Raw genomic sequence first — 11,945 nt, forward strand, 5'->3', positions numbered from 1 at the left:
TCAATACCCCGTAGAAGAATTAAGTAGAGCTTCACCCCCACCTGTCCGAAGCTACTCCCATGACAACCGCACCCGTGCACGCACCCACACCCGCGCACGCACCCGCCCCCTCCCCCTCCCCCGCCCCCGCCCCCGCCCCCGTCTTCGGCCGCGCCCTGTGCGCCATGATCACGCCCTTCACCGAGTCGGGGGCGCTGGACCTGGACGGCGCGCAGCGGCTCGCCGCCCGTCTGGTGTCGCACGGCTGCGACGGGCTGGTGCTGTCGGGGACGACGGGCGAGTCGCCGACCACGTCGGACACGGAGAAGGCGGAGTTGGTACGGGCCGTGCGGGCGGCGGTCGGGGACGGGGTGCCGCTGGTGGCGGGCGTGGGCACCGCCGACACCCGCCACACGGTCGACGCGGCCCTGGCGGCCGAGAAGGCCGGCGCGACCGGCGTCCTCGTCGTCAGCCCCTACTACAGCAGGCCCCCGCAGGACGCACTGGAGGCCCACTTCCGCGAGGTCGCGGACGGCTGCGGACTGCCGGTGATGCTCTACGACATCCCCGGCCGCACCGGCGTCCGCATCGAACCGGACACGATGCTCCGCCTGGCGGAGCACCCCTCCGTCGTGGCCGTGAAGGACTGCTCCTACGACCTCCTCGGTGCCCAGAAGGTCATGTCCCGCACGGAGTTGGCGTACTACGCGGGCTGCGACGAGCAGATCCTCGCCCTGTACGCGGTGGGCGCGACGGGCTACGTCAGCACGGTCGCCAACGTCGTCCCCCGCCGACTCCGCGCCATCCTGGACGCGTTCGACCGCGGCGACACCCACGAAGCCACCCGCCTCCAGCACCAAGCCCTGCACCTCATCGAACCGATGATGACCACGAACCTCCCCGGCACGGTCACCACCAAGGCCCTCCTCACCACCCTCTCCCTCCCCTCCGGCCCGGTCCGCCCCCCACTACGCCCCGCCGACCCCGAAACGGCCACCGCCCTCCGCGCGATCCACGACCACCTCGTCACGCACTCGGGGTGAAGCCCGTCGGCGACGGACACGCAAAGAGCGCCCTGCCGACCACCGGCCGAAGGGCGCTCTTCCGCGGACGTGACGCTCAGTTGTGGCTGTGCAGGATTTCGTTCAGGCCGCCCCAGACCGCGTTGTTCGGGCGGGCCTCCACCGTGCCGGTGACCGAGTTGCGGCGGAAGAGGATGTTGGAGGCGCCGGAGAGTTCGCGGGCCTTGATGATCTGGCCGTCGGGCATGGTCACGCGGGTGCCCGCGGTGACGTAGAGGCCCGCCTCGACCACGCACTCGTCGCCCAGCGCGATGCCGACGCCCGCCTCGGCGCCGACCAGGCAGCGCTCGCCGATCGAGATGATCACGTTGCCGCCGCCGGAGAGCGTGCCCATCGTGGACGCGCCGCCGCCGATGTCCGAGCCGTCGCCCACGACGACGCCCGCGGAGATGCGGCCCTCGACCATCGACGTGCCGAGCGTGCCGGCGTTGAAGTTCACGAAGCCCTCGTGCATGACCGTCGTGCCCTCGGAGAGGTGCGCGCCCAGGCGGACGCGGTCCGCGTCGGCGATGCGGACGCCCTTGGGGGCCACGTAGTCCGTCATGCGCGGGAACTTGTCGATCGACGTCACCTGGAGGTGCAGGCCCTCCGCGCGCGCGTTCAGGCGGACCTTCTCGATGTCGTCCACGGCGACCGGGCCGAGGGACGTCCACGCGACGTTCGCCAGGTGGCCGAACATGCCGTCCAGGCTCTGGCCGTGCGGCTTGACCAGGCGGTGCGAGAGCAGGTGCAGACGCAGGTAGACGTCGTGCGCGTCCAGGGGCTTGTCGTCGAGGGAGGCGATGACCGTGCGGACCGCGACCACCTCGACGCCCCGGCGGGCGTCCGGGCCGATCGCCTTCGCCGCGCCCTCGCCGAGCAGCTCCACGGCCTTCTCGGGGGACAGGCGCTCGGTGCCGGCCGGGCCGGGCTCGGCGGTGAGCTCGGGCGCGGGGAACCAGGTGTCGAGAACGGTGCCGTCGGCGGCGAGGGTGGCGAGGCCGGCGGCCGCGGCGCCGGTGGTGCGAGGAGCAGTCGTTTCGGTCATAAGGGCAACCTAACCGGGTCGGGCCACCGGAGGCCAACCGACCGAGCGGCGTCTCAGGTGGCGGTCGGGAGGGGCCCCCTCCCACAGCGTCACCCCTCACCCACAACCCGCGCCAGCACCCCCCGCGCCTCCCCCTCGTCGTACGGCGTGTCCGTCAGCAGGGTCTGGAGGCAGATTCCGTCGATCAGGGCCACCAGGGCGCGGGCCGTGAGCGGGTCCGTGCGGGTGGTCAGGAGGGCGGTCAGAGCCTGGATCCATTCGCCGGCCACGGGCCGCAGGGCCGGGCGGCGCAGGGCGGCGAGATAGAGCTCGTACTCCAGCTCGACCCCGGTGCGGTCGCCCGACAGCCACTCGCCCATCAGGGCGGCCAGCTCGGCCGGGAGGTCGGTCCGGCGGTCCGTCAGACCGCCCCGGCCGCGCAGCAGTTCGGCGAAGCCCTCGTTCACCTGCCGCAGGGCGGCCGCCATCAGGTCGTCGAGGGTGGCGAAGTGGTACGTGGTGGAGCCGAGCGGCACGTCCGCCTCGGCGGCCACCGTGCGGTGGCTCAGGCCGGACAACCCTTTCTTCCCCACCACCCGGATCGCCGCGTCGATGATCCGCTGCCGCCGCTCGGGGTCGTGGCGGCGCGGCATCAGTGCACGCCCCCCGCCCCCTCCGCGCCCCCCAGGTTGAGCACCACCACTCCCCCGACGATCAGCAGGATGCCGGCCACCTTCGTGAACGTGAGCGCCTCGCCGAAGAGGACGAGCCCGAGGACGGCGATCGACGCGGTGCCGACGCCCGACCAGATCGCGTAAGCCGTCCCGATTCCGACCGACTTGAGGGTCTGGGCGAGCAGCGCGAAGGAGACGACATAGCCGACGGCCGTCAGCAGGGACGGCCAGAGCCGGGTGAAGCCGTTGCTGTACTTCATGGCGGTCGTGGCGGCGACCTCGGCGGCGATGGCGGCGGCCAGCGTCAGGTATCCCATGTGTACGAGCGTACATATCGAAGTGGCCCGCGAGCACCCGGGCGTGAGAAACCGTTATGGAAACCGCTCGCCCAAACGGATGCTCGGAAGCCACAGGGTCCACTACTGTTTCACCATTCACACACCGGGCCCTCGCAGCCCGCGGCCGCCGACACGAGCGCCGCTGGAGGAACAGCGCATGCCAGACAACAAGTCCCGGCCTTCCCCGGAGAATCCCTGGGAGAACGGTTGGGCCCCGGACACGTCCCGGGCACCCGGAACGCGACGGCTGTGGCTGGCCGGCGCGCTCGCCGTGGCCACCGTGGTGGCCTGCGTGACGGCGATATCCATCGCCGACAAGGCCACTGACGACCAGTCAGCCGCCCGCCAGGGCAACACGACGTCGGACAAGGAGACCTCCTCGGGGCTCATCTCCTTCGCCTCGCCCTCGGCGAGCGGCTCCTCGGCATCGCCTTCGGCGAGCAAGAGCGCCTCGCCGTCCGCGTCCGCCTCGGCGTCGGCCTCGCCGTCCGCCTCGACCTCGGCCCAGCCGCAGGGGAGTTCGTCGCCCCGCACGTCCCCCGTCCCGGCCCCGCCGGCGCCCCCCGCGTCGCCGACCAAGGGCGCGCCCGCCCCGCAGCCGGCGACCACCCGGAAGTCGGTGCGGTCGGTCAACTACCCCGACCGCTACTGGCGGGTGGGCGGCGGCACCGTGCGGCTCGAGGCGCCCGGCGGCTCGGAGTTCCGCGAGGACGCCTCCTTCGACGTCGTGGCGGGCCTGGCCAGGAGCTCCTGCTACTCGTTCAAGACGTCCGACGGCACGTATCTGCGCCATCGCAACTTCGTGCTGCGCTCGGAACGCAACGACGGCTCCGGCCTGTTCCAGCAGGACGCCACCTTCTGCCCCAACTGGTCGCCCTACTCGGGCGCCATGACGCTCCAGTCGGTGAACTACCCCAACTACGCCCTGCGGCACAAGAGTTTCCAGCTGCGGCTGGAGCCGTACGGCTACAACACCGGCAGCCGCGAGGACTTCGCGTTCCGCCTCGTGGACGGCCTCGCCTGAGCGAAGCCCTCACTCTCACGCACGTGTGGCCCCCGGCGATCGTCGCCGGGGGCCACACGTGTCAATCGCGTCCGCGGACGCCGAAGGCCTGTCTCAGACGTTGAAGCCGAGCGCCCGAAGCTGCTCGCGCCCGTCGTCGGTGATCTTGTCCGGGCCCCACGGCGGCATCCAGACCCAGTTGATGCGCAGCTCGTTGACCAGACCGTCCGTGGCGGACTTCGCCTGGTCCTCGATGACGTCCGTCAGCGGGCAGGCCGCGGAGGTCAGGGTCATGTCGATCGTCGCGATGTTCGCGTCGTCGATGTGGATGCCGTAGATGAGGCCGAGGTTGACCACGTCGATGCCCAGTTCGGGGTCGACGACGTCGTACAGCGCCTCGCGGACCTCTTCCTCCGAGGCCGGCTTCATCTCCAGGGTCTCGCTCATGCCGTCTTCCTTTCGGCTTCGGCGTCGGCGCCCAGCGCCTGGGCCGTCGCGTCCTTCCACGCCATCCAGCTGAGGAGGGCGCACTTGACCCGGGCCGGGTACTTGGAGACGCCGGCGAACGCGACCGCGTCCTCCAGCACCTCCTCCATCGCGTCGTCGGGTTCGAGCTTCCCCTTGGACTGCATCAGCTCCAGGAAGGTCTCCTGGATCCGCCGCGCCTCGGACAGCTCCTTGCCGACGAGGAGTTCGTTCAGCACGGACGCGCTCGCCTGGCTGATGGAGCAGCCCTGGCCCTCGTACGAGACGTCCTCGATCGTCGTGCCGTCGTACTTCACCCGGAGCGTGATCTCGTCACCGCAGGTGGGATTGACGTGGTGCACCTCGGCGTCGCCGTCCCTCAGACCACGCCCGTGCGGGTTCTTGTAGTGGTCCAGGATGACTTCCTGGTACATCGAATCCAGCTTCACGGTTCAGCTCACGCCTCTCAGCCGAAGAAGTTCCGTACGTGCTCCAGGCCGTCCACCAGAGCGTCGATCTCGGCGGGCGTGGAGTACAGATAGAACGACGCACGCGTGGTCGCGGGAATTCCGTAGCGCAGGCAGACGGGTCGCGCACAGTGGTGGCCGACGCGGACCGCGATGCCCTGCTCGTCCAGGACCTGGCCCACGTCGTGCGGGTGGATGTCGCCCAGCGTGAAGGAGATCGCCGCGCCACGGTCCTCGGCCGTGGTGGGGCCGATGATCCGCAGGTCGGGCACCTCGCCGAGCCGCTTCACCGCGTACTCGGTGAGCGCGTGCTCATGGGCGAGGATCTTGTCCATGCCGATCGCCGACAGATAGTCGATCGCCGCGCCGAGACCGACCGCCTGGGCGATCGGGGGCGTGCCCGCCTCGAACTTGTGGGGCGCGGGAGCGTACGTCGACGAGTGCATCGAGACCGTCTCGATCATCTCGCCGCCGCCGAGGAACGGGGGCAGGTCCTCCAGCAGCTCCTGCCGGCCCCACAGCACGCCGATGCCGGTCGGGCCGCACATCTTGTGACCGGTGAAGGCCACGAAGTCGGCCTGGAGGGCCTGGACGTCCAGCGGCATGTGCGGCGCGGCCTGTGAGGCGTCGATGCAGACGAGGGCGCCGACCTCCTGCGCCCGGCGGACTATCGCCTCGACCGGGTTGACCGTGCCGAGGATGTTCGACACCAGCACGAAGGAGACGATCTTCGTCTTCTCCGTGATGATCTCGTCGATGTTCGACAGGTCGAGGCGGCCGTCGTCGGTGAGACCGAACCACTTCAGCTTCGCGCCCGTGCGCTGCGACAGCAGCTGCCACGGCACGATGTTGGAGTGGTGCTCCATCTCGGTGATGACGATCTCGGTCTCGGAGTCCACGCGGTAGGGCTCGTCGGCCCAGCCCAGCATGTTCGCCACGAGGTTCAGCGACTCCGAGGCGTTCTTGGTGAAGATCACCTCGTCGCGGCTGGGCGCGTTGACGAACTCCGCGACCTTGTCGCGCGCGCCTTCGTACAGCGCCGTGGCCTCCTCGGCGAGCACATGCACACCGCGGTGGACGTTGGCGTTGTAGCGCTCGTAGTACTCGCTCAGGGCGTCCAGCACCTGGCGCGGCTTCTGTGAGGTCGCCGCGTTGTCCAGGTACACGAGCTTCCGGCCGTCGTGGACCTGCCGGTCCAGGATGGGGAAGTCCTTGCGGAGCGCCTCTGTGTCGAGGAGGCCCGGCAACTGCGTCACGCGGATACGCCACCCTTCACGTACTTGTCGTAGCCCTCGGCCTCGAGCTGGTCGGCGAGCTCCGGGCCGCCGGACTCGGCGATACGGCCGTTCGCGAACACGTGCACGTGGTCGGGCTTGATGTAGCGCAGGATGCGCGTGTAGTGGGTGATCAGCAGGGTGCCGACCTCGCCGGTCTCGCGGACGCGGTTGACGCCCTCGGAGACGATGCGCAGCGCGTCGACGTCCAGGCCGGAGTCGGTCTCGTCGAGGATCGCGACCTTCGGCTTGAGCAGCTCCAGCTGGAGGATCTCGTGGCGCTTCTTCTCACCGCCGGAGAAGCCCTCGTTGACGTTGCGCTCGGCGAAGGAGGGGTCCATGTTGAGGCGCTCCATGGCCTCCCGGACCTCCTTCACCCAGGTGCGCAGCTTGGGGGCCTCGCCGCGGACGGCGGTGGCGGAGGTGCGCAGGAAGTTGGACACGGAGACGCCGGGGACCTCGACCGGGTACTGCATCGCCAGGAACAGGCCCGCGCGGGCGCGCTCGTCGACGGACATCTCCAGGACGTCCTCGCCGTCGAGGGTGACGGTGCCGCCGGTGATCGTGTACTTGGGGTGACCCGCGAGGGAGTAGGCGAGGGTCGACTTGCCGGAGCCGTTGGGGCCCATGATGGCGTGCGTCTCGCCCTGCTTCACGGTGAGGTCGACGCCCTTGAGGATCTCCTTCGTGGCGTTGTCGGCCTCGACGGTGACGTGCAGGTCTCGGATTTCAAGCGTTGCCATGGATGCCTCAGGACTCCTGGGTGAGGGAGACGAGCACGTCGTCCCCTTCGATCTTTACGGGGTATACGGGTACGGGGCGCGTCGCGGGAAGGCCGGACGGTTTGCCGGTGCGCAGGTCGAAGGCGGAGCCGTGCAGCCAGCACTCGATCTGGCAGTCCTCCACCTCGCCCTCGGAGAGCGAGACGTTCGCGTGCGAGCAGATGTCGTGGATGGCGAACACCTCCCCCTCGGTCCGCACCACGGAGACCGGCGTGCCGTCGAGTTCCACCCGTTTCGGGGTGTCCTCGTCCAGCTCGCTCAGCCCGCAGGCGCGTACATAGGTCGTCATCCGACCGACGCCTCCAGCTCTTCGTCGATCTTCGCGAGCAGACGCTCCTCGATGTCGTCGACACCGATCTGCTGGACGAGCTCGGCGAAGAAGCCGCGGACGACGAGGCGGCGGGCCTCGTACTCCGGGATGCCGCGGGCCATCAGGTAGAAGAGCTGTTCGTCGTCGAAGCGGCCGGTGGCGGAGGCGTGGCCGGCGCCGACGATCTCGCCGGTCTCGATCTCCAGGTTCGGCACCGAGTCGACGCGCGCGCCGTCCGTGAGGACGAGGTTGCGGTTCATCTCGTAGGTGTCGGTGCCTTCGGCCCTGGCCTCGATGAGCACGTCGCCGATCCACACCGCGTGCGCGTCGTCGCCCTGGAGCGCGCCCTTGTAGACGACGTTGGACTTGCAGTGCGGGACGTTGTGGTCGACGAGGAGGCGGTGCTCCTGGTGCTGGCCGGCGTCGGTGAAGTACAGCCCGAACAGCTCGGCCTCGCCGCCGGTGCCGGCGTAGCGCACACGCGGGTGGAGGCGTACGACGTCGCCGCCGAAGGTGACGATCACCGACTTGAAGGAGGCGTCGCGGCCGACGAGGGCGTTGTGCTGGGCCACGTGGACGGCCTTGTCGTCCCAGTCCTGGACGGAGACGACGGTCAGCTTGGCGCCGTCGCCGAGGAGGTAGTCGACGTTGGCGGCGAGGACGGCGTCACCGGTGTGGTCGATGACGACGACGGCCTCGGCGAAGGCGCCCAGCTCGATGACCTGGTGGCCGTAGGCGACCCCGCCCTCGCCGTGCACCGCGATGCGGATCGGCTCGGTGAGGACGGTCTCCTTGGGGACGGTGACCACGCCGGCCTTCTCGAAGGCGGAGTACGCCTGGGCGGCGACGCGGTCCACGGGGGTGCCCGCCTTGCCCAGCCGGGCGTCGTCGCGGCCGACGGTCTCTACGGTGACGCCCTCGGGGGCCTCCACCTCGACCTTGACGCCGGTGCCGGCCGCGACGGCGGTGCCGTCGTGGAGGCCGCGCAGGCGCTCCAGCGGGGTGAACCGCCACTCCTCCTCGCGGCCGTGGGGGACCGGGAAGTCCGCCACGTCGAAGGACGCGGGCGCGCTCATGCGCGTGGCGACGGTCGATTCCGCGGCGACCGCGATCGAGCCCGCGGTGGTGGATCCCACGGGGATGTTCTGAGCCTCAGCCATGGCTGTCGGTCTGCTCTCTTCCTGCGTAAGTGGCTTGGCGGTGACGGCGGTTGGTCAGCCGACCGCGCCTTCCATCTGGAGCTCGATCAGCCGGTTGAGTTCGAGCGCGTACTCCATCGGCAGTTCCTTCGCGATGGGCTCGACGAAGCCGCGCACGATCATGGCCATCGCCTCGAACTCGCTCAGACCGCGGCTCATCAGGTAGAAGAGCTGGTCCTCGGAGACCTTGGAGACGGTCGCCTCGTGGCCCATGGACACGTCGTCCTCGCGGACGTCGACGTACGGGTACGTGTCCGAGCGGGAGATGGTGTCGACGAGCAGCGCGTCGCACAGCACGTTGGACTTGGAGCCGGGAGCGCCCTCGCCGATCTCGATGAGACCGCGGTAGGAGGTACGGCCGCCGCCTCGCGCCACCGACTTGGAGACGATGTTGGAGGAGGTGTTCGGGGCCATGTGGACCATCTTGGCGCCGGCGTCCTGGTGCTGGCCCTCGCCCGCGAAGGCGATGGAGAGGGTCTCGCCCTTGGCGTGCTCGCCCATCAGGTAGACGGCCGGGTACTTCATCGTCACCTTGGAGCCGATGTTGCCGTCGACCCACTCCATGGTCGCGCCCTCGTAGGCGACGGCGCGCTTGGTGACCAGGTTGTAGACGTTGTTCGACCAGTTCTGGATGGTCGTGTAGCGGCAGCGCGCGTTCTTCTTGACGATGATCTCGACGACCGCGGAGTGCAGCGAGTCCGACTTGTAGATCGGGGCGGTACAACCCTCGACGTAGTGCACGTAGGCGCCCTCGTCGACGATGATCAGGGTCCGCTCGAACTGGCCCATGTTCTCCGTGTTGATGCGGAAGTAGGCCTGGAGCGGGATCTCCACGTGGACGCCCGGCGGGACGTAGATGAAGGAGCCGCCGGACCACACCGCGCTGTTCAGCGAGGCGAACTTGTTGTCGCCGACGGGGATGACGGTCCCGAAGTACTCCTTGAAGAGCTCCGGGTGCTCCTTCAGCGCGGTGTCGGTGTCGAGGAAGATGACGCCCTGCTCCTCCAGGTCCTCACGGATCTGGTGGTAGACGACCTCCGACTCGTACTGGGCGGCGACACCGGCGACGAGGCGCTGCTTCTCGGCCTCCGGGATGCCCAGCTTGTCGTAGGTGTTCTTGATGTCCTCGGGCAGGTCTTCCCACGACTCCGCCTGCTTCTCCGTGGAGCGCACGAAGTACTTGATGTTGTCGAAGTCGATGCCCGACAGGTCCGAGCCCCAGTTCGGCATGGGCTTCTTCTCGAAGAGCTTCAGGCCCTTGAGGCGGAGCTTGGTCATCCACTCCGGCTCGGACTTCTTGGCGGAGATGTCCCTGACGACGTCCTCGTCGATGCCTCGGCGTGCAGAGGCACCGGCCGTGTCGGAGTCGGCCCAGCCGTATTCGTACTTGCCCAGACCCTCGAGTTCGGGGTGAGCAGTCTCCGTGGGGAGAGTCATGCGGGGTTCCTCCCGGCCGTGCTTGCAGATGCGTTCTGGCTGCGTTGATCAGTGTGGGAAATCTTGGGGATGAACGTCGTGCAGACGCCGTCTCCGTGCGCGATGGTCGCCAGTCGCTGGACGTGCGTGCCGAGCAGTTGGGAGAAGATCTCCGTCTCGGCCTCGCAGAGCTGCGGGAACTTCTCCGCGACATGGGCCACCGGGCAGTGGTGCTGGCAGAGCTGCTCACCCTTTTGAGGGAGGGGCGCGCTACGCGCCGTAGCAGCGTACCCGTCGGCGCTCAGCGCCTTGGCCAGGGCCTCGGTGCGCTGTTCGGGGGCCGCTGCCTCGATCGCCTCGCGGTAGGCCGCGGCCTGTTCCGCGATCCTCGCGCGCGCGAAGGCGACGACGGCCTCGTCCCCGCCGAAGCGCTCCTGTATCCAGCGGAGCGCGTCCGCGGCGAGCGTGTCGTACGACTGGTCGAAGGCGTCGCGGCCGCAGTCGGTGAGGGCGAAGACCTTGGCGGGACGCCCGCGCGTCCGCGCGCCGTACACCCGCTGCTCGCGTGCCTCCACGACGTCGTCGGCGACCAGTGCGTCGAGGTGGCGGCGGACGGCGGCCTGGGTGAGCCCCAGCCGCCCGGCCAGCTCGGCGACGGTCGAGGGCCCGTGGTCCAGGATGGAGCGCGCGACCCGGTTGCGCGTCGAGCGCTCACCGGTCGCCAGCTCCTCCTGAGGGGCCCCCGTGGGGGTCTCCCGAGCCTGTCCGACGTTTTTCACAACGCCATTGTTGCGTAATTCCTCAGAGGCAGGCAAGCCGCGTCGAGCCGTCCGGGCGGTGCCCTACGTCACTTAGGTAAAGCTAACCTGACCTGCGGAAACGATCTTTGATCGATCACCGGGGAGGGGTCCGCCGGGGGATCACGCACCCGCCCGTCCGGCCCCCCGCCCGCGAACCTAGACTCTGGATCCATGCGAACTGAGCCTGTCGTCCGGGTCCAGGCCCTGGTGCAGCGGTACGGGACGAAGACCGCGGTGGACGGCCTCGACCTGGAGGCCCGGGCGGGCGTCACCGCCGTCCTGGGCCCCAACGGCGCCGGCAAGACGACCACCATCGAGACCTGCGAGGGATACCGCAGGCCCCACTCCGGCACCGTGCGGGTCCTCGGCCTCGACCCGGTGAGACAGGCCCGCGAACTGCACCCCCGGATCGGCGTGATGCTCCAGTCCGGCGGCGTCTACTCGGGCGCGCGGGCCGACGAGATGCTCCGCCATGTCGCGAAGCTGCACGCCCACCCGCTGGACGTGGACGCCCTCGTCGAACGACTCGGGCTCGGCGGCTGCGGCCGGACCGCGTACCGCCGCCTGTCCGGCGGACAGCAGCAGCGGCTCGCGCTGGCGATGGCCGTCGTCGGCCGCCCCGAACTGGCGTTCCTGGACGAGCCGACCGCCGGGCTCGACCCGCAGGCCCGCCGCGCCACCTGGGACCTCATCCGCGACCTGCGCGCCGACGGCGTCTCGGTCATCCTCACCACCCACTACATGGACGAGGCCGAGCAGCTCTCCGACGACGTCGCGATCATCGACGCCGGCCGGGTCATCGCCCAGGGCTCGCCCGAGGAGCTGTGCCGGGGCGGCGCCGAGAACACGCTCCGCTTCACCGGCCGCCCCGGACTGGACGTGACGTCCCTGCTCAAGGCGCTGCCCGCGGACAGCACCGCCGCGGAGCTGACGCCGGGCTCGTACCGCGTCTCCGGCAAGATCGACCCGCAGCTCCTGGCGACCGTCACCTCCTGGTGCGCGCAGCACGGAGTGATGCCGGACCGCATCTCGGTCGAACGCCACACCCTCGAAGACGTCTTTTTGGAGCTCACGGGCAAGGAGCTGCGTTCATGACGCCACCTCGCACAAGGACCTGCTGGGGGTCCGGGGGTCATCCCCCGGGAAGGCA

14 protein-coding genes are annotated in these 11,945 nt (G+C 69.7%); 3 read left to right on the forward strand and 11 right to left on the reverse strand.

Annotated features, from left to right (window positions below):
* The first annotated feature begins 59 nt into the window (after positions 1-59).
* Positions 60-1,022 carry a 4-hydroxy-tetrahydrodipicolinate synthase gene (dapA, locus tag ACFYX4_RS00585; RefSeq protein WP_389323457.1) on the forward strand — a complete coding sequence of 321 codons (963 nt, stop codon included), beginning with the start codon at positions 60-62 and terminating at the stop codon, positions 1,020-1,022.
* 76 nt (positions 1,023-1,098) lie between these two features.
* Here the strand turns inward: dapA and dapD are convergent, their stop codons facing one another.
* The 3 genes from dapD to ACFYX4_RS00600 form a co-directional block, all read right to left on the reverse strand.
* The gene (gene dapD / locus ACFYX4_RS00590) at positions 1,099-2,088 is read right to left on the reverse strand and encodes a 2,3,4,5-tetrahydropyridine-2,6-dicarboxylate N-succinyltransferase (RefSeq protein ID WP_389323460.1); all 990 of its coding nucleotides are present in this window, start codon (positions 2,086-2,088) and stop codon (positions 1,099-1,101) included.
* An 89-nt stretch (positions 2,089-2,177) separates the two neighbouring features.
* Positions 2,178-2,720 (reverse strand): TetR/AcrR family transcriptional regulator, encoded by a 543-nt coding sequence (locus ACFYX4_RS00595; RefSeq protein WP_389323463.1) that lies wholly within the window; start codon positions 2,718-2,720, stop codon positions 2,178-2,180.
* On the reverse strand, positions 2,720-3,058 hold the full coding sequence (locus ACFYX4_RS00600) for a DMT family transporter (RefSeq protein ID WP_389323466.1): 339 nt from the start codon (positions 3,056-3,058) through the stop codon (positions 2,720-2,722). The genes ACFYX4_RS00595 and ACFYX4_RS00600 overlap by 1 nt, the downstream gene beginning before the upstream one ends.
* 178 nt (positions 3,059-3,236) lie before the next feature.
* Here ACFYX4_RS00600 and ACFYX4_RS00605 point away from each other — a divergent pair, with 178 nt between their 5' ends.
* Complete coding sequence (locus ACFYX4_RS00605) at positions 3,237-4,103, forward strand: AbfB domain-containing protein (RefSeq protein WP_389323469.1); 867 nt, start codon at positions 3,237-3,239, stop codon at positions 4,101-4,103.
* A gap of 93 nt (positions 4,104-4,196) precedes the next feature.
* Here ACFYX4_RS00605 and ACFYX4_RS00610 read toward each other — a convergent pair whose 3' ends face one another.
* From ACFYX4_RS00610 to ACFYX4_RS00645, 8 genes are read right to left on the reverse strand one after another with little or no spacing between them, the layout of a single operon-like run.
* Positions 4,197-4,529, reverse strand: coding sequence for a metal-sulfur cluster assembly factor (locus tag ACFYX4_RS00610; protein ID WP_020130530.1), 333 nt, complete (start codon positions 4,527-4,529; stop codon positions 4,197-4,199).
* Entirely contained in the window at positions 4,526-4,996 is a 471-nt protein-coding gene (gene sufU, locus ACFYX4_RS00615) for a Fe-S cluster assembly sulfur transfer protein SufU (RefSeq protein WP_389323472.1), read from the reverse strand. The genes ACFYX4_RS00610 and sufU overlap by 4 nt, the downstream gene beginning before the upstream one ends.
* 17 nt (positions 4,997-5,013) lie before the next feature.
* Positions 5,014-6,270, reverse strand: a complete 1,257-nt coding sequence (locus ACFYX4_RS00620) for a cysteine desulfurase (RefSeq protein WP_389323475.1) — start codon at positions 6,268-6,270, stop codon at positions 5,014-5,016.
* On the reverse strand, positions 6,267-7,031 hold the full coding sequence (sufC, locus tag ACFYX4_RS00625; RefSeq protein ID WP_389323478.1) for a Fe-S cluster assembly ATPase SufC: 765 nt from the start codon (positions 7,029-7,031) through the stop codon (positions 6,267-6,269). Before sufC ends, ACFYX4_RS00620 begins: the two co-directional genes overlap by 4 nt.
* A 7-nt stretch (positions 7,032-7,038) precedes the next feature.
* On the reverse strand, positions 7,039-7,359 hold the full coding sequence (locus ACFYX4_RS00630; protein ID WP_389323481.1) for a non-heme iron oxygenase ferredoxin subunit: 321 nt from the start codon (positions 7,357-7,359) through the stop codon (positions 7,039-7,041).
* On the reverse strand, positions 7,356-8,540 hold the full coding sequence (gene sufD / locus ACFYX4_RS00635) for a Fe-S cluster assembly protein SufD (protein WP_389323484.1): 1,185 nt from the start codon (positions 8,538-8,540) through the stop codon (positions 7,356-7,358). Before sufD ends, ACFYX4_RS00630 begins: the two co-directional genes overlap by 4 nt.
* A gap of 54 nt (positions 8,541-8,594) precedes the next feature.
* Positions 8,595-10,016, reverse strand: a complete 1,422-nt coding sequence (sufB, locus tag ACFYX4_RS00640) for a Fe-S cluster assembly protein SufB (RefSeq protein WP_389323486.1) — start codon at positions 10,014-10,016, stop codon at positions 8,595-8,597.
* The gene (locus tag ACFYX4_RS00645; RefSeq protein WP_389323489.1) at positions 10,013-10,774 is read right to left on the reverse strand and encodes a helix-turn-helix transcriptional regulator; all 762 of its coding nucleotides are present in this window, start codon (positions 10,772-10,774) and stop codon (positions 10,013-10,015) included. The genes sufB and ACFYX4_RS00645 overlap by 4 nt, the downstream gene beginning before the upstream one ends.
* Positions 10,775-10,966: 192 nt before the next feature.
* Between ACFYX4_RS00645 and ACFYX4_RS00650 the strand changes: the two genes are divergently transcribed.
* Positions 10,967-11,890, forward strand: coding sequence for an ABC transporter ATP-binding protein (locus ACFYX4_RS00650; RefSeq protein WP_389323492.1), 924 nt, complete (start codon positions 10,967-10,969; stop codon positions 11,888-11,890).
* The last annotated feature ends 55 nt before the right edge of the window (positions 11,891-11,945 follow it).

Source organism: Streptomyces sp. NPDC002328 (assembly GCF_042890065.1).
GTDB lineage: Bacteria > Actinomycetota > Actinomycetes > Streptomycetales > Streptomycetaceae > Streptomyces.